This window comes from Empedobacter sp. UBA5036 (assembly GCF_002415215.1).
In the GTDB taxonomy this organism is placed as follows: Bacteria; Bacteroidota; Bacteroidia; order Flavobacteriales; family Weeksellaceae; genus Empedobacter; species Empedobacter falsenii_B.
Genome location: NZ_DICC01000061.1, coordinates 23,986 through 45,066 on the forward strand (window position 1 = coordinate 23,986; position 21,081 = coordinate 45,066).

The window sequence follows — 21,081 nt, forward strand, 5'->3', positions numbered from 1 at the left end:
TTTGAAGGGATTTTTTAATTTTATAATAATCAAGTTTTAATCTCGTCGTCCGCCCATTGCCATCATGACAAAATAAAGTAGTTGAGCTAACGAACCAATCGCTGCGACTACATAAGTTCTTGCAGCCCATTTTAATGAATCTTTTGCACCTTCATATTCGTTTGGCATCACCATGTTGTTTCCTTTTAACCAAGCTAACGCACGGTTCGAAGCATCGTATTCAACTGGTAAAGTAACAAAAGCAAAAACAGTTGTTACCGCAAATAAGAAAATACCAATCCACAGCAAAGTTGCATTTTTAGATGAAGCCATCACGACTAATCCTAACATTAAAATCCATTGATTTAAGCGCGATGCAACGTTTACCATCGGAACCATTTTTGAGCGTAATTGCAACATATTATAACCAACCGCATGTTGTACTGCGTGACCACATTCGTGCGCTGCAACAGCCGCTGCTGCCGCATTTCGTTCGTGGTAAACAACTTCCGATAAGTTTACCGTTTTATCAGCAGGATTGTAATGATCTGTTAATTGTCCAGGAGTAGAGATAACACGTACATCATGAATGTTATTGTCAGAAAGCATTTTTTCTGCAATCTCTTTTCCTGACATTCCATTTGCCAAATGTACTTTCGAATAATACTTAAATTTACGTTGTAATTGGTTGCTAACAAACCAGCTAATCAACATAAACAGTCCAATAATAATGTAATAACCTGTCATCTATTTCTATTTTATTTTTTAATCAATTTTAATATTCATTCAAAATTCAAAAAGTATTCCAATAAGTGAATAGAGACAAAAATAGCAGAAAAGTTGGTTTTTTGGCAGAGTTCTGTATTAAATCATGTAAAAAATGAACAAAAGCTGACATTTTGCTCAAAAATTTTTGAATTGAAATTACAAAACTCATTACCTTTGTAAGCTATGAGTATTCGCATAATAGAAGTACAATCAAAACACGATTTGGAAGCATTTATTAAGTTTCCGATGAATTTGTATAAGGATAATCAATATTACGTTCCACCCTTTATTAATGAGGAGAAGGAAACATTAGATGTTTCTAAAAATCCCGTTTTTAAAGATGCTGAAGCGCGTTATTTTCTTGCTGAAAAAGAAGGTAAGATTGTGGGACGTGTTGCGGCAATTATCAATTGGCAAGAAGTCAATAATCAACAAAAACGTAAAATGCGTTTCGGCTGGTTTGATATGATTGATGATATCGAAGTCACGAAAGTACTTTTGGCAAAAGTCACGGAAATAGGTAAAGAAAATCAATTAGAATATATAGAGGGACCAGTTGGTTTTTCGAATTTGGAAAAGGCAGGTTTGCTAACTTTCGGATATGATAAATTGGCTACAATGGTTGGTTTATATAATTTTCCGTACTATGCGCAACACTTAGAATCATTAGGTTTTGAAACGGCTAATGAGTGGGTGGAATATGAATTGGCTGCACCAACAGAATTGCCAGAAAAGGTTATCAAATTTAATAAAATTATTCGAGAACGTTACAAATTACGAGAATTGAAGTTTACAAAAACTTCTGAAATTATTCCGTATGTCGACGAAATGTTCGATTTGTTAGATAAAACTTACAGCGAATTGGATACTTATGTGCCAATTGCGGATTACCAAATAGAATATTACAAAAAGAAATATATTCCGTTTATCAATCCAGATTTTGTGAACTGTATTGTTGATGAAGACGGAAAAATGGTTTCGTTTGCAATTACGATGCCTTCTTACTCGAAAGCGATGCAAAAAGCGAAAGGTAAAATTTTTCCTTTTGGTTGGTGGCATTTGATGAAAGCAAGTAAAAATAATGATTCTGCTCAATTTTATTTGATTGGAATTGATCCGAAATTTCAAGGAAAGGGAGTTACAGCATTGATTTTTAATGCAATGTTTGATACGTTTAGAAACAACGGGATCAAATTTTTGGAAACAAACCCTGAATTATCGGACAACGAAAGTATTCAAGCTTTATGGAAAGCTTATGATCCTGTAAATCACAAACGTCGCAAAACTTTCAAGAAATCAATTTAATATAAATAATAATGTTGTATATTTTGGATTAAAATTCGTCAATTCGAGTGATTTTTAGAAAGATTATTTTTAAAAATTGTATCGAGAATTAAGATAAATTTTATTTTCAAAAACCTTATTCTCGATACAAAATTCTAACCGAATTTCACTCGAATTGACGGTTTTATTTATTTGATAATCAAAATTTATAACATAGATCTTAAAACGTATAACGTAAAAAATATGTTTGATATTCATCAATTAGAGAAAGAATATTCAACTTTCAGACAAGAAGGTTTTGATTCGAAATGGTTAAATTTTGAAGCTTTAAATCACTATTTTTCATTAAAATCATCTCAAAAAGAACAAATTGGAACATCTTTTTTAGGAAACGAGATTTATAAATTAAGTTTTGGAACTGGAGGAAAACGTTTATTAATTTGGTCTCAAATGCACGGTAACGAATCTTCAGGAACGCGTGCAATGTTTGATGTGATTAATTTTTTTGAACAAAAATCTGAATTAGCTCAAACCATTTTATCTCAATTGACGATTGATTTTATTCCGATGCTAAATCCTGACGGAGCAAATGTCAATACACGTAGAAATGCGGTTGGAATTGATATTAACCGCGATTTTTTAGCAAAAGAATCAACAGAAATTCACGTTTTGTTGAATCAAGTAGAGAAAGGAAATTATCAAACCTTATTCAATTTGCATGACCAACGTACAATTTTCAATGTTGGGCAAACAGCAAAACCAGCAACGCTTTCTTTTTTGGCGCCTTCTTACAATGTTGAAGAAGATGTAAATGAAGTTCGCGAAAAAACGATGGGAATTATTCAGGCAATGAATACTGAATTACAAAAAGTGATTTCTGGTCATGTAGGTCGTTATACATCAGAGTTTTATCCGATGTCAACCGGAGATAATTTTACAAAAATGGGTTATCCTTGCGTATTATTTGAAGCGGGACATTTTCCAAATGATTATCAACGAAATGCAACAAGAAAATACAATGCATTGGCTATTTTAGTTGGATTGAATGCTTTAGCTACGCAAGAAAATTTTCCGTTTAATGAATATTTATCGATTCCTCAAAATGGACAAATATATTTGGATGTTATCATTCATAATGTTCAAATCCAAAATGGAGAAAATTCTTCTGTTGTTGATTTGGGAATTTATTTTGAAGATGAATACAACGAAGAAAATAATTCGGTAGAGCAAATCGCGAAAATTATTGAAATTGGTGATTTACGAAAATTTATTGGTCATCTCGAAATTGATGCTGAAAAACAAGTTTATAAAGGAACAACTAAAAATTATCCTTTATTGAATCAATTAGCGACTTTTGAAATAGGCTCAATTAAACTTGAAAATGGACAAATCATTTCATAATTATTTATACATTTAACCTATAAACTAAAAATACAATGAAAAAAATATTGGCAATTGCACTTGTTGCAATGTTGGGATTTTGTATGCAATCGTTTGCTCAAAATAAAGTATTGAATCGTACGATTACAGCTGAAAATGGGAAGAAAATGTTGACGGGAGAATTTACTAGAAAAGCGTTGGAAGAAGATGATTTTAAGGAATGGTATCACCATGAATATGATACTTACGAAGTTGAAAAAAGTAAATTGAAAGGTTTAAAAAATTTACGCAATTATCGTTTGGAAGTGTTTGTAGGAACTTGGTGTCCAGATTCTCGTCGTGAATTGCCGCGTTTGTACAAAATTTTAGATGATATTAAATTTCCTCAAAATCGTTTGAAAGTGATTGGTGTAAACCGTCAAAAGAAAAGTTTCAACGGAGAAGAAATCAATAAAAATGTGACGCACGTTCCGACAATTATCGTATATAATAATAAAAAAGAAGAAGTTGGTAGAATTGTAGAATCTCCAGTTTCGGGCTATTTAGAAGAAGATTTGGCACAGATTGTGAATGGTACGCCATTGACTCCAAATTATGCAAATGAATAATTTAAAGAAAATAATTCTTGTCGTTGTAGCCTTCATTTTTGGTGTGATGATAACGTATTTCATCATGGATAAATTCAAATCTGAAAGCTATACCGAACAATCTCATGTGATTGCGTATCAAATCGAACGAATGAATAAAATGATTGTTGCAGAACAAACCTATTCAGATTTATACAATCACACGTCAAAAAAATCGTTGCCAGGTTTAACTGATATTTTTTCTGCGGATAAAAAAGTGACACTTTTAGTGAAAGCCAAAGCACAAGCAACCTATGATTTGAAAAAAATGGATATTGAATTGGATTCGGTGAACAAAAAAATTATCATCAAATCTATTCCTCCAGTTGAAATTCAAGTGTATCCAGATGTTAGTTTTTATGACATGGATCAAAGTGTTTTTAATAAATTTAGTAAAGATGATTTGAACGGAATTAAGAAACGTGCAGTAGAGCATGTAGAAAAAACCGTTAATCAAACTAAACTAAAACAAGAAGCACATCAACAATTAATTCAAAATCTTGGCGATTTGTATTTCCTTGCCAAAACCTACGGTTGGAAGATAGAGGATAAAACGAATTACGCCAACGAATTGAATAAATTATACGATTAATAAATGATTAAAAACCTGTTCCGATAGAATAGGTTTTTTTTCGCTGAATAAAGAAATGAAGTGTTTCTTTCTTTAGAATTAAAATTGAAAATAGTATTTTCGCTTAATATTAAAAATAAAAATGAATTGGCGTAGATTTTTACTTCCATTTTCTGGTTTATATTGGATTGGAACTTCGGTTCGAAATCTGTTTTACAATATAGGAATGATGCGTTCATCATCATTCAAAATTCCAATTATTAATGTTGGAAATCTGTCTGTTGGCGGAACGGGAAAGTCACCTCATATTATGTATTTAATTGATTTGTTGAAAGACGAAAAATTAATTGCAACATTGAGTAGAGGATATGGACGAAAAACAAAAGGTTTTTTGATTGCAAATTATTCATCCAAAGTTTATGATATTGGAGACGAACCAATGCAGTTTTTTCAACGTTTCAAGAATAGAATCTTGATTGCAGTTTGTGAGGACAGAGCTTTTGGTGCGCAAAAATTAATTGATCATTATAATGCGGAAGCAATTTTGTTGGATGATGCTTATCAACATCGTGGAATTAAAGCTGGTTTCAATATTTTGTTGACAGATTTTAATAATCCATATTATAAAGATTTTTTATTGCCAGCAGGTGATTTGAGAGAGAGTAGAAGTGGAGTTCGTCGTGCAGATATTATAATTGTAACGAAATGTCCAGACAGAATTTCGGAAGAAAAACACAAAGAAATTTCGAAAAAGATTAACTTAAAATCTCATCAGCAATTATTTTTTTCGAAAATTGTTTATGATAACAAATTGATTGGGAAATTGGATAATGTTGAGAAATCGACTTGGAAAAATCTGAATGTTATTTTAGTTACAGGAATTGCTAAAACAGATGGTTTGGTAAAATTTGCGGAAGAAAACTTTGCAAATGTCTTGCATTTAGAATATCCAGATCATCATAATTTTAGTCAATCAGAAATTGAGTATATTTACAAACGATACGGAGATACGGAAGGTAGAAAGCGTTTTGATAAAATTATCATGACAACGGAGAAAGATTATATGCGTTTGATGGAAGAATCCATGATAAAAGACGATTTATACTACATTCCGATTAGTATCGATATTAACGATAAAGAAAAATTTAATCAAACTATTTTAGAGTATGTTGGACAGAATTAATGAGGCTGTAAAGTACATCAATAATTTATTGCCAGATCAACCAGAATTTGTAATTGTGTTAGGGTCTGGATTAGGAAAATTAGAAGACGAAGTAGAAAATAAAGTTGTTATTAGCTACAAAGATATACCAAACTTTCCTCAAGTAACAGTAGAAGGGCATAAAGGTCATTTAGTATACGGAACTATTTTAGGTAAAAAAGTTTTGATGATGGCTGGTCGTTTTCATTATTACGAAGGATATTCGATGGAAGAAGTAACGTTCCCAATGCGTGTTTTCAATGGATTAGGAATTAAGAAAGTTGTTTTATCGAATGCTTCTGGAGGTGTTAATCCAAATTTCCAAGTTGGAGATATTTTATTGGTAAAAGATCATATTAATATGATGCCAGAACATCCTTTACGCGGAAAAAATATTGACGAATTAGGACCTCGTTTTGTGGATATGTCTAAAGCATATGACAGAGAAATGTTGAATGAAGCGGCAGAATTTGCAAAAGCAAATGATATCCTGGTTCATCAAGGAGTTTATGTAGGATTACAAGGACCAACTTTCGAAACGCCATCTGAATACGGATTGGTTCGTTTTATTGGAGGAGATTGTGTTGGTATGAGTACAGTTCCTGAAGTTATTGTTGCTCGTCACATGGATATGCGCGTTTTCTGTTTATCTATTATTACAGATTTAGGTGGACCAGAAATTTCATTCGATGTTTCGCACGAAGATGTATTAAATGCAGCGAATACAGCAATGCCAAATGTAATTCGCGTGGTAAAAAGCGTAATCGAGAATTGTTAATTTTTGATATTACTTAGATAAATTAATAAGCCAACTGAAAAGTTGGTTTTTTTTTTATTTTAAAGTATTTATAAAAGCTACTATTTATTGAAAATCAAAATTTTATAAATATTGTTGAAAAAGAGTAGTAATTATTTTGTAACGGTTCTTATTGCTTAGTATTTCAATCTATTTCCGATAACTCTAATGCTAATATACAAAAATTAGGATATGATTTAAGTTATAATAATGTTTTTAAAAATCTAAAATATTAGTTTTTTTTACTTAAAAAATATTACAATTTATAATTAGCTCGTTTATAACGTTGTTTGCCGTTCCTCGTTTTACCATATTTTATTAATTTATTAGAACATACTTTTGTTTGATAAACAATGGTAAAAGTTGATTTTGTCATATCTTATTAAAGATAAATTATATTGAAGATTTTATATAGTTTCTCTAAATGGAATTTCTAGTTGAGTTCCGAATTTTTTTTGATTATTGGATAAATTAGAGATAGCAACACCTAATAGTCGAACTGGTTTTTCTAAAGAGTAACCTTCACTTAATAAATCATAACAAATAAGATCAAAAAGTTCTCTATTTTTAACTGGAAATGATGCTGATTTACTTTTTGTAGTTACCGAAAAATCATTGTGTTTTATTTTTACAGTAATTGTTCTTCCGTAAATTGATGTTTTTAAGGAAAAGTTCCAAACATCTTCCATTAGTGGAAATAAAGCAATTTGCATTTCTTCTAATGTTTCTAAATCTTTGCTAAAAGTTGTTTCTGAACCAGATGATTTTCGCAATCGAGTAGGGTTGACCTCTCTAAAATCTAATCCTCTAACAATATTGTAATAGTATTTACCTGATTTCCCGAATTCCCGTAACAGTTTTTCTAATTCTAGGTTTTTCAAGTCCAAACCTGTATGAATGCCCATCATTTGCATACGTTCTGCAGTTACTTTTCCAATTCCATGAAATTTTTTGATTGGTAATTGATCAATAAAATTTTCAGACATTTTAGGTGTTATCACATAAAGTCCATCAGGTTTGTTATAATCCGAAGCAATTTTAGCTAAAAATTTATTGAAAGAAACACCTGCAGAAGCAGTCAAATCTGTTCGTTCTTTTATTTTTTGTTTGATTTCGTTTGCAATATCTGTGGCGATTTCGATGTTTTTATGGTTAATTGTTACATCCAAAAAAGCTTCATCCAAAGATAAAGGTTCAACCAAATCAGTATATTCAAGAAATATTTCACGAATTTGATTCGAAACTTCTTTATAAACTTGAAATCGAGGTTTTACAAATATCAAATGTGGACATTTACGTTTTGCAACAACAGAAGACATTGCAGATCCGACGCCATATTTTCTAGCTTCGTAACTAGCGGTAGCAATCACACCACGTTCTTCATTTCCGCCAACAGCAATACATTTCCCTCTTAATTCGGGGAAATCTCGTTGTTCAACAGAAGCATAAAAAGCGTCCATATCGATGTGAATAATCTTACGCTGCATCTTGCAAAATTACTCGCTTTATTTTAAATGATACTCTTGAATAAAGTTTTTTAAGTTTTTCTTATCGGCAACAATTGTCAAATAATCGCCCAATTCAATGGGTACATTTCGATCAGGATTGTGAATCATTTTTCCATTGCGCTCTATCGAAACCACAATTCCTTTTGCCGTATCTTTTACCCAACCAATTGATTTATGTTCCAAAACACAAAAATCATTCGGAATAACTACTTTATCTAACGTAAAATTATCTGTATTTTTAAGATCTGTATTTTCTGGAGGAGTTTCGCCAATAATTTGCAAATATTTCTCAAATCGTTGAATATGTTCATCCGTTCCAATGATTCCAATTTTATCGAAAGGATATAAAACTGATTCAGAATTTGGAGTCTGAATGATTCGATCACCACGTTTGATATAGGCAATATTGATCTGAAATTTTGTTCGCCAATCCAATTCACCCAAAGGAACACCTATAAAATTCGCATTTTGTGGAACAATCATATCGGAAATATGAGTGTTATCCCAAGTATATTGAAATTTATCTTGTTTCTTTTTCTCTTCAATTTTTTTAGTCAAAATTTCACGTTCATTTAAGTTATAAATGAATTTTGTTTGAATATAATTGTAAAACTGATTGAAATATTTTGAAAGAAAATACATTGTAATCAATAATCCAATAACTAAAACAATTGAGGCAATTGTGCTTGAAAAAAATTGATTATAAATAAAAATTACAGTAAATACAACTATAGTTAAACGTATGGAGATAATTGCAATAATTGGTGCGCGATTGTAATTAGACTCATCCCAAAATTCTCTGATAATTTCTCTTTTTGGTCGATTTCCAATAATTGCCCAAATAAATGGAATACACAATATAAACGTCAATATAATGCTGACCAAACTTGCGCCAAAATAGGTAAACCAATCGGTTAATAAGAATAAAACGTAGCTTCTGATAATCAATGTGATTGCGATAATGATTATTCCATTGATAAAAATTGTCGAAACGGTTTGTTTGATGATTTTATTCCATTTATTTTCATTTTGAATATGTTGAGTATCAGATGAATAATTTTCAACACCTTGAATGAATTTTTGCGGAAGAATTTTTTCCAATAAAGTATAAACTTTGTCCGATGATTTAATTAAATAAGGTGTTGTAAATGTTGTAATTGCTGAAACACCGACTGCAACAGGAAACAAGAAGTCGCTTGTTACACCAAGAGAAAGTCCTAAACCAGCAACGATGAAAGCAAATTCACCAATTTGTGCCATACTCATTCCTACTTGTACGGATTGTTTTAGCGGTTGTCCTGAAATTATAGCACCTAAAGTGGTAAAAATTAACTTTCCGAAAATCGTCAACAAGGTCACAATCAAAATTGCCCATTTGTGTTCATACATCGAAACGGGATCGATCATCATTCCAATAGAAATAAAGAAAATTGTTGCGAATAAATTTTTTACTGATTGAAAATTATGTTCGATTTTTTCTGCATAAACAGTTTCAGCGAGAATAGAACCCATTACAAATGCACCTAATTCTATTGAAAAACCTACACTATCAGCGACATAAACCATTCCAAGACATAATCCAATTGAGATAATTAATAAGGTTTCATCATCTAAATAATTTTTGATAGAACGTAGAAAAGTTGGAATAATAAAGATTCCTCCAATAAACCAAATCGCTAAAAAGAACCCTAATTTAACGAAAGAATTAATCATTTCTGCTCCGTTAAAATGCTGGCTAACCGCCATTGTAGAAAGCATAACCATTAATAAAATGACCACAATATCTTCTACAATTAAAATTCCGAAAACGACATTCGCGAATTTTTTTCGTTTTAAACCTAATTCATCAAACGCCCTAATAATAATGGTTGTAGAAGAACTGGCTAATAAACCGCCGAGGAAAATACTGTCCATTGTCGACCAATTCATAAATCGACCAACAAAATAACCAACGGTTACGATGCAAATAATTTCAACAATTGCAGTGATGGAGGCAGAGCCACCAACATTGAGTAATTTTTTGAAACTAAATTCGAGACCAAGACTAAAAAGTAGAAATATAACACCAATTTTCGCCCAAATCTCCACATTATGTTCTTCTGCAACGGACGGAATATATTCGAAATGTGGTCCAACTAAAAAACCAGCAATAATATAACCTAAAACAAGAGGCTGGTTGATACGTTTGAAAATAAGCGTCGTCACAGCGCCTACACATAGAATTAATCCAAGATCGGTAATGAGTTTTGGCAGGTGTTCTTCCATAAATTGCGTTTAATCTCCACTAATTTAAGAATTTTTTAAAAGATAATTAATTGTTCAACTATTGATTAACTTTATATCATTATCAATTTTGTTTGAGAATAAAAAAAAACTCACTAATTCTAATGAACTAATGAGTTTGTATTTTATTATCGAAACGATATTTTACAAAGTAATTTTTGCTAAATAAGAATCTCCTTCGGTTTTTATTTTTGTACATTTTAGTTGATGATATTCGCACGCATTTTTTAGTGTATCAAAATCCAAATACAACCATTGAATAGGTTCTTCTTGTTCGCCTTTATAATGAACCGTAAAATCTAATTCACCGTAGTAATTTCCATTACTTGGAATCCATTTTCCACCATCTTCGTCTTCATCAAACATATAAATAATGTCGGTTCCATCAATCAAAACTTGACCATTTTCGGTTAATAAATTTTTGATTTTATCCAAGAAAACATTAATTAAAACTAAATTCTGAAAAATCCCAGTTCCGTTCATCAAAAATAGAATCGTATCAAATTTCTCAGCTTCATTGATTTCAAGGAAATTCTGAACTTTTGCATTGTTGATTCCTCTCAATAAACAAGCTTCAATCGCTTTCGGAGAAATATCAATTGCTAAAACATCCAACCCTTTTTCTTGCAAATAAAGTGAATGAGAACCCGCTCCACAACCAACATCTAAGATTTTTCCTTTTGATAAATCCAATGCTTTTTGCTCCAAAATTGGCATGTCATCATAATCTCTAAAAAGATAATCAATTGGCATCACATCCAACTCAGAAATTGATGTTTCGGTATAGAGATCTTCGGGCGAATGATTGGTTTGATAATCTAAAATTGCCTGTCCGAAAAGGTCTTTCATGTTATTTTTATTTTTATGTTCTGATTAATACAGAAACTTTTATTTATTATTTTTTGCTAAAATTGCCTCAACAATTTGCTGTGCATGTACGCGCGAATTTTCAATAAACCAAATATTTGTCAACATACCACCACAAACAACGCCTGCCAAATATAAACCATCCACATTTGTTTCCATTGTTTCGGGATTATAAGTTGGCGTTTTCAATTCATCATCACTGAAAGTTATTCCACAGTTCTCCAAAAAATTGAAATTTGGATGATAACCAGTTAAAGCTAAAACGGTATCATTTTCAATTGAAATATCACCTTCTGGTGTTTTGATATGAACTTGATTTTCGTCAATAGAAGTAATATTCGAGTTGAAATAAGCTTTGATACTTCCTTCTGCAATTCGATTTTCGATATCAGGACGAACCCAATATTTTAGTCGATGCGTAAAACCTTCGCCACGAATCACCATTGTTACATTGGCACCTTTTCGATAACATTCTAAAGCTGCATCAACAGAAGAATTATTCGCTCCAACAACCACTACGTTCTGAAAAGAATAAGGGTGAGCTTCCTTGTAATAATGATGAACTTTTGGCAAATTTTCACCTTCAATATTCATTAAGTTTGGAATGTCATAAAAACCAGTTGCAAGGACTATATTGTTAGTTGAATAGTTATTTTTTGATGTTTTAACTTCGAAATGATTTGTTTCAACTTTATTAATCGTTTCAACTTCTTCGTATAGATTTAGATTGAATTTGAAATATTTATGAATGTTTCGATAATATTCTAACGCCTCTTGTCGACCAGGTTTTGTCTCAATACAATTGAACGGAATTTCTCCAATTTCTAATCGTTCGGCAGTCGAAAAAAATGTCATATACAAAGGATAGTTGTACAAACTATTTGTTAAAGCACCTTTTTCAATAATTAAATAAGAAAGATTGTTTCTTTTCGCTTCTATTGCACAAGCCAAACCAATTGGCCCAGCACCTACAATTATCAAATCATATTGTTCTTTCATCAAGCAAATTTACGGATAATCAGTTCGGTAATCTTTATGATTTTCTTCAATTTTTTTAAAAATAATGTTTAACTATTTGGATTAACGAAATATATTAATAATTTTGTTTGACAATTTTGTCAAAATAAAAAAGCCGCACAGATATGAAAGACGATACAGAAGAATTGATCAAAGAAACAGCGAAAAGAATGTTTTTTGGTGAAGGTAGATTTCATGCAACAACGCATGAAATAGCTGATGAAGCGAAAGTGAATAGAACGTTGATTAATTATTATTTCAGATCGCGAAACAATTTAATTAGTATTATTTACGAAGAAGCTACGCGAGTAAGTAATGAAAAATCGCGTGCTATTTTTGATAGAAATCGTGATATCAAAGAAATGATTGGCGAATTTATAGAGGATTCTATTGCAACATCAATCAAGTATCCATATTTGGAAACTTACATCGTTACCGAAATGAATAAAAATAATACAATGTGTTCTAAGTTAATGAAAGATGATTTAGATGTAGTTGTAAATGTTTTTTACGAAAGATTAGAGGAAGAAATGGAAAAAGGAACGATTAAAAAGATGGAGCCACTTCAGTTTTTGTTAAACATGATTTCATTGGTTAATTATCCATTTACAATTCGTCCGCTACTTCAATTGGATTTGAAATTGAGCGACGAAGATTTCAAACGTATTCTTTCTGATCGAAAAGAAATTATTCTCAATACACTTTTTAATAATTAATATATCAATGAAAAGGTTAAAACAATTACTTTCTATAGCGATTGTAGCGTTGATGAGTTCTGCTAATGCCCAAGAAATTATTGCACTTAAAGATGCAGTAAATTTTGCATTAGAAAATAAAGCTGATGCTAAACGTGCGAATTTGGCTATCAAAAAAGCAGAATATAAAATTGATGAAGCTAGAGCAGGAGCTTTGCCACAGGTTAGTGCAAATGCAGGATTACAGTATAATCCAATTGTGCAAGAAACTGCACTGACAATGGGAGGGCAAACAACTATCATTAAAATGGGACAACCATGGAATTCGAGTTTGGGAGTTACGGTTAATCAAAATATTTTTGATCAGCGTGTTTTTACAGGACTTAAAGCAGCAAAATCTACACGTGAATTTTACCAAATTAATGCGGATTTAACAGATGAACAAATTATAGAGCGAGTAGCGAATGCGTATTATCAAGTTTTTATTCAAGAAGAGAAATTAAAAACAATTGATAAAAGTTACGAAAACACGAATAAAGTTCGCAATGTTATCAAAAGTTTAGTGGATAATGGATTGGCAAAGCCTATTGATTTAGACCGAATAGTTGTACAATTAAATAACATATCTTCATCTCGCCAACAATTGGTAAATGCAGTAGAAATTAACAAGAATGCATTGAAATTTTATATGGGTTATACAATTGAGAAACCAATTAATTTAGCAGTAGAAACTATTGCGCCAAATTTAGTTTTGTTGGAAGATCAAATAGATGTTGAAAATAGAACAGAATTTAAAGTTTTATCAAAACAAAAAGAATTGTTAGGTTTTGCAAAAGAAGCTGAACGTGCAAATCTTTATCCAACTGTTGGTTTGGCTGGTAATTATGGATTGCAAGGTTTTGGTGAAAAATTTATTACTTCAAAAACTTATACATGGTCAGATTTAGCTTCGATTGGCTTGAGTGTAAAAGTTCCGATTTTTTCTGGAGGAGCTACAAAAGCAAAAATAAATCAAGCTGAAATTGATTTGTTGGATATCGAAGAACAAATGAATGACACAAAACTTGGTTTGAGTTTGGAATATCAAAATGCAAAAGCGCAAATAGAAAATGCGTTAAAAAGTGTCGATATTCAAGAAGAAAATGTATCGTTGGCAGAAAAAGTACTTGCAAATACACAAAATAATTACCAACAAGGTTTAGCTAATTTGACAGAAATTTTAGACGCTGAAAATGCGTTGACAGATGCTAGAAATAATTACTCAAATGCTTTGTTAGAATATAAAATTGCCGAAATCGCATTAATCAAAGCAAAAGGAGATTTAAAAATATTAATTCAATAATAGAACCGATTTATGAAATCAGTAAAAACTTTACTTTATATATTAATTGCTGCTGGCTTGATTGGTGGAGCAGTTTACATCATCAAAAATAACAAAGCGAAGCAAGAAGAGGAAGTTGCGATTGTAAATGCTAGTAACGATGAGGTTGTGGTAAATACAATTAAAGCAAAATACGAAAGCTTAAATACAGATTATACGTCAAACGGAACGTTTGCGCCATTTCAGGAAATGAGTTTTCCTTCAGAAATTTCAGGAAGAATTGTTCGTGTATTGGTAGATGAAGGTAGTTATGTTTCTGTTGGACAAACATTGGCGACGATTAAAAAAGATGCAATTGAGGTTGATGTAACTCAAGCACAAAATAATCTTCAAAATGCGATTATAGATAATCAACGTTACGAAAATGCGTACAAAACTGGAGGAGTAACAAAGCAACAATTAGATAATTCGCGTTTGCAATTAAAAAATGCAAGAGCAGCGGTTTCTGCACAAAATTTACGTGTTCGTGATACCAATGTAAAAGCAACTATTTCTGGTGTGATTAACAAGCGTTACATAGAGCCAGGATCTGTAGTAGCGCCAGGTTCTCAAATGTTTGATATTGTAAATGTATCAAAACTAAAATTACAAGTTACAGTAACAGAAGCTGAAGTTGTGAATTTGAAAGTAGGACAAACAATCAAAGTATTGGCTAGTGTTTTTCCAGATCAAGAATTTGCAGGGAGAATTTCTTTTATTGCGCCTAAAGCAGATGCTTCATTAAACTTTCCAGTAGAAATTCAAGTTTCGAATAATTCTGGTTTAAAAGCTGGTATGTACGGAACGGCAGTATTCTCGACAAAAGATGATGTAAATGCAGGTAAAAATGTATTGGTTGTTCCAGCAAATGCTTTCGTAAATGGAATTAGTTCTGGACAAGTTTTCGTGGTTGAAAATAATACAGCAAAATTAACGAAAGTTGTGATTGGAAAAACAGTTGGAACTGAAGTTGAAATTATTAGTGGAATTAAAGATGGAGCTGAAATCGTGACAAGTGGTCAGATTAATCTGAAAGATGGAACGAAAGTAAAAGTTGTAAAGTAAGATAGATTTCCATGAAAATAGCAGAAATATCAATTAAACGTCCCACAATGATTATCGTGTTATTCACGATTTTGACTTTGGGAGGATTGTTTAGTTATACGCAAATGGGATACGAATTAATCCCAAAATTTGAAACGAATGTTGTTACGATTTCAACGGTTTATCCTGGAGCTTCTCCAAACGAAGTTGAAAATTCTGTAACCAAAAAGATAGAGGATGCGGTTGCAGCCTTAGAAAATGTAAAGAAAGTAGAATCGAAATCTTACGAAAGTTTATCAGTTGTAATGGTTACGTTGAATTCTGATGCAAATGCAGATTTAGCGTTGAATGATGCGCAACGTAAGATTAATGCCATTGAGAAAGATTTACCTGATGATGTAGATCCGCCTTCTTTGACGAAATTCTCGTTAAGTGATTTACCAATTATTACAGCTGGTGTAACGTCTGATAAGTTGACAGAAAAAGATTTGTATGATTTGTTAGATAAAAAAATAGAACCAGTTTTATCACGTGTGACAGGTGTTGCGCAAGTAAATTTGATTGGAGGACAAGAACGTGAAATTCAAGTAAGTTTAGATCCTGTGAAATTGAAAGGTTATGGATTATCTGTGCCTCAAGTTCAGCAAGCAATCTTAACTTCGAATTTAGATTTCCCAACAGGAAGTGTAAAAACACGTGAAAACTCTACAATTATTCGTCTTTCTGGAAAATATAAATCAGTTGATGAATTAAATAATTTGGTAATTTCTTCGAATAATGGAATTCAAGTTCGTTTATCGGAAGTTGCTTTTGTGCAAGATTCTCAAAAAGAAGTAGAAAAAATTGCACGTGTTAATCAGAGTTCAGCGATTATTGTTCAGGTTGTAAAACAATCAGATGCAAATGCGGTTGCAGTTTCTGAATTGATGAAAGAAACCATCAAAAAAGTTGAAACAGATTATAAGAAAGAAGGACTTAAAATTCAGATTGTAAATGATACGTCTGATTTTACATTGGCTGCGGCAGATCACGTTATTTTCGATTTAGTTTTAGCAGTTGTTTTAGTTGCAATTGTAATGCTTTTATTTTTACATAGTATTCGTAATGCTTTTATTGTAATGGTTTCTATTCCAGCATCGTTAATTGCGACTTTTATCGGAATGTACTTAATGGGGTATACCTTAAACTTGATGTCGTTACTTGGTTTATCGCTTGTTGTAGGGATTTTAGTGGATGATGCTATCGTTGTTTTAGAGAATATTTACCGTCACATGGAGATGGGAAAATCGAAAATTAGAGCATCATACGATGGGGCAAAAGAAATTGGATTTACAGTAACAGCTATTACGTTGGTAATTGTCGTGGTATTCTTACCAATTGCAATGAGTACAGGTTTGGTGGCGAATATTATTGCACAGTTTTGTGTGACAGTCGTTATCGCAACCTTACTATCCTTATTGTCGTCATTTACAATTGTTCCTTGGTTGTCTTCTCGTTTCGGGAAATTAGAACATATCACAGGGAAAAATATTTTTGAGAAATTTATTCTTTGGTTCGAAAAACAATTAATGAAATTTACCCACTTCATTTCTGATATGTTAGAATGGTGTTTAAAATCTACCGTTCGTAGAATTGGAGTTTTTATTGGGGTATTTATCGTTTTATTTGCAGTTATTGGAGTTTTAATGGGAGGAAAATATATTGGTGGTGAATTCTTCCCTAAAACAGATAAAGGTGAATTCTTAGTTCAAATAGAGTTACCAAAAGATGCAACAATAGAGGAATCAAATTTTATGACGCAAAAAGCAGAAAAATTTTTACGTGGTAAAAAAGAAGTTGTTGATATGATTACAACTGTTGGTCAAAGTTCTGAAGGATTTGGAGCAGCACAAGCAACAGCTTATAAAGCAGAAATAGACGTTATTTTAAATGATAAATCAGAGCGTGAAGACAATTCATTTATTTATGCGGCAAAAGTAAAACGCGATTTAGAAAAAGAATTAGTTGGTGCTAAGGTTAAAACTGTTCCAGTTGGTTTAATTGGAGCGGAACAAGCGCCAATAGCGTTGGTTGTGACAGGTCCAAATTTAGAAAGCGCCATGAAATTTGCTGAATTAGCAAAACACGAATTAGAGCAAATTAAGGGTTCTTCGGAAGTGAAATTAACGACAGAAGCCGGAAATCCTGAAATTAATGTGCAAGTTGACCGTGATAAAATGGCTGCTTTAGGATTGAATTTACAAACAGTTGGTTTGACGATGCAAACTGCTTTCTCTGGAAATACAGATGGTAAATTTAGAGCGGGTGAATACGAATATGATATTAATATTCAGTACAATGATTTTAATCGTTCGAATATCGATGATGTTCGTAGTTTGATATTTATGAATGATAAAGGACAACAAATTCGTTTGGATCAATTTGCAACGGTTACACAAAGTTCTGGACCAAGTTTCTTAGAGCGTCGTGATAAAACACCTTCTGTAACTGTGCAAGCGCAATCTGTTGGTCGTACAACGGGTGATATTGTGACTGATTTCAAAAATAGTTTACAAAAAATTGATAGTAAAAAACCAACCGGTGTATCGTATGTTTGGGGTGGAGATGAAGAAAATCAATCCGAAGGTTTTGGTACATTAGGTTACGCATTATTAGCAGCAATTATTTTAGTTTATTTGGTGATGGTTGCTTTGTATGATTCGTTTATTTATCCTTTCGTGGTTTTGTTTTCTATTCCATTATCATTAATTGGAGTCTTTGTGGTTTTAGCTTTAACTAATAATTCGTTGAATATCTTCACGATTCTCGGAATGATTATGTTGATTGGTTTGGTGTGCAAAAATGCCATTTTATTAGTCGATTTTACAAACCATAGAAAAGAAGCAGGAGAAACAACACACAATGCTTTGGTACAAGCCAATCATGCACGTCTTCGTCCAATTTTGATGACAACTATCGCCATGGTTTTTGGTATGATTCCGATTGCTTTGGCAGAAGGAGCAGGAGCAGAGATGAACAACGGTTTGGCATGGGTTATTATCGGTGGATTAGTTTCCTCATTATTCCTAACCTTAATTATTGTTCCTGTGGTTTATTCATTATTCGATAGTGCAATTCGTCGATTCTCAAAAGGAGAAAAAGTAGATTATGAAGCAGAAATGGTTGCAGATTATGAAGCGCGACAAATAAAAGAAGAATGGGAAGAGTAATCTTTCGTTTTTAGATATTTAATCAAACCCGTTCAGTTTTTATTATTTTAATTGATACATAAAAAAATCCTTGTCAAAGTTCTAAACCTTGACAAGGATTTTTATTTAGTTGAAACTCGTTATTTTGTTAATGCGATGTGCTTGTTGCAGAACTCTAAAATAGACTAATTTTTCGTATTTTGTTGTATGCAAGGACGAAAAGAATTTACTCCACAACTTTTTTATGAATTAAGTTTAGATCGGTTAGTACCGTTTGATAACTTTTATCGATGCGTTAATCACGAACTAGATTTACATTTTCTGTACAAATCCACCAAAAAATATTACGGAACTCAAGGTCAAGAGAGTATTGATTCTGTGGTGTTTTTTAAAATATTATTGATAGGCTATTTAAACAACATTAATAGCGATCGTGCATTGATTCGTTTTTGCAGTAATTGGCTTGGATGTTCGTTTATTTTTAGGTTATGATTTAAATGAAGAGTTGCCTTGGCATTCAACAATTAGCCGAACAAGAGCGTTTTTTGGAGAGGAAGTTTTCTTGCAACTTTTTCAGTTAGTTTTAAAACTATGTGTTAACAAAGGCATGGTTTCAGATAAACGTCAGGCGGTAGACTCAGCGTTTATTAAAGCCAATGCCAGCATGGATTCTTTGGTAGAAAAAGAAGTTTTAAATGATGCTTCTGCTTTTGTGAATGAGTTAGAAGAAAATTCAGAATTCAAAGCATGCAGTGAGCCCAGTCGAACTGTAACATCAACACGCAAAAAGTTGGTAGAACAACATCATAATTGGAAAAAAGAAGAGTTTAAATTGATGCCCGCTGCTCGAAAAGCAATTCAACTGGATGAGGATGGCAACGAGATTCGACCTCAGTTTTTAAGCAATCATACACATTATAGTCCAACAGATCCTGATGCGAAAATCTCGACCAAACCAGGTAAACCACGCCAACTGAACTATGCTGGACAATTAGCTGTTGACGATAAACATCACGTGATTACAGGTGCTTGTGCCAGTACCGCAGGTAGCAAAGACAGTACAATCTTTTCTGAAATCATGGATCAAACTTTATCAAATTTTAAACAAAACGATATACAAATAGGTGAAGTTTTAGCTGATGCTGGTTACAGTAGCGGTGCTAGTTTACAATATTGTGAAGATCATAATTTAGACGCTTGGATTCCCAACTTTGGACAATATAAACCCGAGCGAGAAGGTTTTATTTTTAATAAGAAAGAGAATCGATACGAATGTATTAAAGAAGGAGGGAATAAAGCTTTTCTGCCTTTCAAACGAACTTTAACAGACAGCAAAGGCTACGAAAAGAAAAGCTATAGAAGTTCGGAAAAAGATTGTGGACAATGTCCTTTACGAGAAAGTTGTTGTGGAAAAGTAACCAAGTTTAAAAAGTTGGAAGATAGCATTCACAAGCCTTTGTACGATAAAATGCATGAAAAACTCACCCAAAATAAAGCGTATCACCGCAGGTTAGTTAAACGTCGAAGTTCTACAGTAGAACCAGTTTTAGGAACGTTGATTAACTTCTTTAACCTAAAACGAATCAACAGCAGAGGAATGTCTAAAGCCAATAAACATGTACTAATGTCAAGTTTATCTTACAACTTGAAGAAATATCTACGCTTTACAGTCAAAAAATCAAGTGTTTTAGCCCAAGTTATTTATTTAAAACAAGGGAAGAACTACGCTTCTACAAAATCACTCCTTCACTCCTTAAAAAGAGAGTTTTTAAGCAAACCTAATTTTACATTAATATATTTTTCTAAAAATAAACCTCGCTTAAAAAGGCTTAAACGAGGTCATATATTCTGTTTTTACTGTAAATTGGAGTTGTGCAACAGTTACCGATGTTAGCTGACGTTATTGTTTTTCTGTTACATTAATAATTCCAAATACATATTGATATCCAAATTCTATGAATGCTTCATACCCTTTATAAAGTTTTAAATTTAAATTATCAATGTTCTTATTCTTGAAAAGCTTCTGAATTTTTCTATTAACTTTACCTTCTTTAGTTATTACTCCGTTTGAAGTTTGAGGAGAATCAATCCAATAGATTTGATCTTCAAATTTAACTGCTAAATCTGGAAACTTTTCAAATTCATTTCTTATTATAAAAATTTCTTTTCTTTCAGAGTTTTCAATATAATTTTCAGTTATTTTATATTTTAAATTTCCTGAATCACGAAAGTTATAGATTATAAGCGTATCGTTTATAATCTCATATTTATAAATTTTCTCTTTATAATTCGATTCTATAAATATTCCTCCACGAAAAATTGGTTTTGATATAACAATTGAATCATTTTTAAATATTAGATTTTCCGAAATGTTTTCGTTAGAGAACAAATAATATTCTTCATTGATTTTTTGGGAATAAAGATTCAATGAGAGTAAAAAGCAAAATATGAATATTAAATTTTTAATCACGGTTTTTAGAAATAATGTCAGCTAACGGTTTGGGTATTGCCGAA

Annotated in this window: 16 protein-coding genes and 1 pseudogene; 11 read left to right on the forward strand and 6 right to left on the reverse strand. The window is 31.9% G+C overall.

Translation table 11 applies throughout. From position 1 onward, the window contains the following. Positions 1 to 36 precede the first annotated feature (36 nt). On the reverse strand, positions 37 to 726 hold the full coding sequence (locus tag B4J88_RS11755; protein ID WP_286475291.1) for a zinc metallopeptidase: 690 nt from the start codon (positions 724 to 726) through the stop codon (positions 37 to 39). 204 nt (positions 727 to 930) lie between these two features. Here B4J88_RS11755 and B4J88_RS11760 point away from each other — a divergent pair, with 204 nt between their 5' ends. The 6 genes from B4J88_RS11760 (at position 931) to B4J88_RS11785 (ending at position 6,587) form a co-directional block, all read left to right on the forward strand. Next, the gene (locus B4J88_RS11760; RefSeq protein ID WP_291067710.1) at positions 931 to 2,052 is read left to right on the forward strand and encodes a GNAT family N-acetyltransferase; all 1,122 of its coding nucleotides are present in this window, start codon (positions 931 to 933) and stop codon (positions 2,050 to 2,052) included. A 222-nt stretch (positions 2,053 to 2,274) separates the two neighbouring features. Beyond that, on the forward strand, positions 2,275 to 3,432 hold the full coding sequence (locus B4J88_RS11765; RefSeq protein ID WP_291067711.1) for a M14 family zinc carboxypeptidase: 1,158 nt from the start codon (positions 2,275 to 2,277) through the stop codon (positions 3,430 to 3,432). Positions 3,433 to 3,467: 35 nt separating this feature from the next. Then, positions 3,468 to 4,019 (forward strand): TlpA family protein disulfide reductase, encoded by a 552-nt coding sequence (locus B4J88_RS11770; RefSeq protein WP_291067712.1) that lies wholly within the window; start codon positions 3,468 to 3,470, stop codon positions 4,017 to 4,019. Next, positions 4,012 to 4,629, forward strand: coding sequence for a DUF4230 domain-containing protein (locus B4J88_RS11775; RefSeq protein WP_291067713.1), 618 nt, complete (start codon positions 4,012 to 4,014; stop codon positions 4,627 to 4,629). Before B4J88_RS11770 ends, B4J88_RS11775 begins: the two co-directional genes overlap by 8 nt. Before the next feature lie 121 nt (positions 4,630 to 4,750). Then, entirely contained in the window at positions 4,751 to 5,791 is a 1,041-nt protein-coding gene (gene lpxK, locus B4J88_RS11780) for a tetraacyldisaccharide 4'-kinase (protein WP_291067714.1), read from the forward strand. Beyond that, complete coding sequence (locus tag B4J88_RS11785) at positions 5,775 to 6,587, forward strand: purine-nucleoside phosphorylase (RefSeq protein WP_115001055.1); 813 nt, start codon at positions 5,775 to 5,777, stop codon at positions 6,585 to 6,587. Before lpxK ends, B4J88_RS11785 begins: the two co-directional genes overlap by 17 nt. A 425-nt stretch (positions 6,588 to 7,012) precedes the next feature. On the opposite strand, the gene dinB is transcribed toward B4J88_RS11785, so the two are convergent. The 4 genes from dinB to B4J88_RS11805 form a co-directional block, all read right to left on the reverse strand. Next, on the reverse strand, positions 7,013 to 8,092 hold the full coding sequence (dinB, locus tag B4J88_RS11790) for a DNA polymerase IV (protein ID WP_291067715.1): 1,080 nt from the start codon (positions 8,090 to 8,092) through the stop codon (positions 7,013 to 7,015). An 18-nt stretch (positions 8,093 to 8,110) separates the two neighbouring features. Further along, positions 8,111 to 10,378: a cation:proton antiporter gene (locus B4J88_RS11795; RefSeq protein WP_291067716.1), complete on the reverse strand. Its 2,268-nt coding sequence runs from the start codon at positions 10,376 to 10,378 to the stop codon at positions 8,111 to 8,113. 162 nt (positions 10,379 to 10,540) lie between these two features. Continuing rightward, positions 10,541 to 11,245 carry a class I SAM-dependent methyltransferase gene (locus B4J88_RS11800; protein WP_125350536.1) on the reverse strand — a complete coding sequence of 235 codons (705 nt, stop codon included), beginning with the start codon at positions 11,243 to 11,245 and terminating at the stop codon, positions 10,541 to 10,543. A 39-nt stretch (positions 11,246 to 11,284) separates the two neighbouring features. Then, on the reverse strand, positions 11,285 to 12,262 hold the full coding sequence (locus B4J88_RS11805) for a YpdA family putative bacillithiol disulfide reductase (protein WP_180904757.1): 978 nt from the start codon (positions 12,260 to 12,262) through the stop codon (positions 11,285 to 11,287). Positions 12,263 to 12,405: 143 nt separating this feature from the next. Here B4J88_RS11805 and B4J88_RS11810 point away from each other — a divergent pair, with 143 nt between their 5' ends. The 5 genes and pseudogenes from B4J88_RS11810 to B4J88_RS11835 form a co-directional block, all read left to right on the forward strand. Then, positions 12,406 to 12,996, forward strand: a complete 591-nt coding sequence (locus B4J88_RS11810) for a TetR/AcrR family transcriptional regulator (RefSeq protein ID WP_291067717.1) — start codon at positions 12,406 to 12,408, stop codon at positions 12,994 to 12,996. A gap of 7 nt (positions 12,997 to 13,003) precedes the next feature. Further along, positions 13,004 to 14,317 carry a TolC family protein gene (locus B4J88_RS11815; protein ID WP_291067718.1) on the forward strand — a complete coding sequence of 438 codons (1,314 nt, stop codon included), beginning with the start codon at positions 13,004 to 13,006 and terminating at the stop codon, positions 14,315 to 14,317. 12 nt (positions 14,318 to 14,329) lie between these two features. Continuing rightward, entirely contained in the window at positions 14,330 to 15,400 is a 1,071-nt protein-coding gene (locus B4J88_RS11820) for an efflux RND transporter periplasmic adaptor subunit (RefSeq protein WP_180904754.1), read from the forward strand. Positions 15,401 to 15,411: 11 nt separating this feature from the next. Beyond that, entirely contained in the window at positions 15,412 to 18,588 is a 3,177-nt protein-coding gene (locus B4J88_RS11825; RefSeq protein ID WP_219034226.1) for an efflux RND transporter permease subunit, read from the forward strand. Between the two features lie 186 nt (positions 18,589 to 18,774). Further along, positions 18,775 to 20,314: pseudogene (locus B4J88_RS11835) on the forward strand (IS1182 family transposase); the annotation flags it as partial. A gap of 153 nt (positions 20,315 to 20,467) precedes the next feature. Here B4J88_RS11835 and B4J88_RS11840 read toward each other — a convergent pair. Then, a complete protein-coding gene (locus B4J88_RS11840; RefSeq protein ID WP_147279998.1) occupies positions 20,468 to 21,037 on the reverse strand; it encodes a hypothetical protein in 570 nt (189 codons plus the stop codon). Positions 21,038 to 21,081 lie beyond the last annotated feature (44 nt).

Bases quoted from the DNA above. Each gene is read 5' to 3' on its own strand.
- B4J88_RS11755 (WP_286475291.1), bottom strand. From the start codon at position 726: ATGACAGGTTATTACATTATTATTGGACTGTTTATGTTGATTAGCTGG.
- B4J88_RS11760 (WP_291067710.1), top strand. From the start codon at position 931: ATGAGTATTCGCATAATAGAAGTACAATCAAAACACGATTTGGAAGCA.
- B4J88_RS11765 (WP_291067711.1), top strand. From the start codon at position 2,275: ATGTTTGATATTCATCAATTAGAGAAAGAATATTCAACTTTCAGACAA.
- B4J88_RS11770 (WP_291067712.1), top strand. From the start codon at position 3,468: ATGAAAAAAATATTGGCAATTGCACTTGTTGCAATGTTGGGATTTTGT.
- B4J88_RS11775 (WP_291067713.1), top strand. From the start codon at position 4,012: ATGAATAATTTAAAGAAAATAATTCTTGTCGTTGTAGCCTTCATTTTT.
- lpxK (WP_291067714.1), top strand. From the start codon at position 4,751: ATGAATTGGCGTAGATTTTTACTTCCATTTTCTGGTTTATATTGGATT.
- B4J88_RS11785 (WP_115001055.1), top strand. From the start codon at position 5,775: ATGTTGGACAGAATTAATGAGGCTGTAAAGTACATCAATAATTTATTG.
- dinB (WP_291067715.1), bottom strand. From the start codon at position 8,092: ATGCAGCGTAAGATTATTCACATCGATATGGACGCTTTTTATGCTTCT.
- B4J88_RS11795 (WP_291067716.1), bottom strand. From the start codon at position 10,378: ATGGAAGAACACCTGCCAAAACTCATTACCGATCTTGGATTAATTCTA.
- B4J88_RS11800 (WP_125350536.1), bottom strand. From the start codon at position 11,245: ATGAAAGACCTTTTCGGACAGGCAATTTTAGATTATCAAACCAATCAT.
- B4J88_RS11805 (WP_180904757.1), bottom strand. From the start codon at position 12,262: ATGAAAGAACAATATGATTTGATAATTGTAGGTGCTGGGCCAATTGGT.
- B4J88_RS11810 (WP_291067717.1), top strand. From the start codon at position 12,406: ATGAAAGACGATACAGAAGAATTGATCAAAGAAACAGCGAAAAGAATG.
- B4J88_RS11815 (WP_291067718.1), top strand. From the start codon at position 13,004: ATGAAAAGGTTAAAACAATTACTTTCTATAGCGATTGTAGCGTTGATG.
- B4J88_RS11820 (WP_180904754.1), top strand. From the start codon at position 14,330: ATGAAATCAGTAAAAACTTTACTTTATATATTAATTGCTGCTGGCTTG.
- B4J88_RS11825 (WP_219034226.1), top strand. From the start codon at position 15,412: ATGAAAATAGCAGAAATATCAATTAAACGTCCCACAATGATTATCGTG.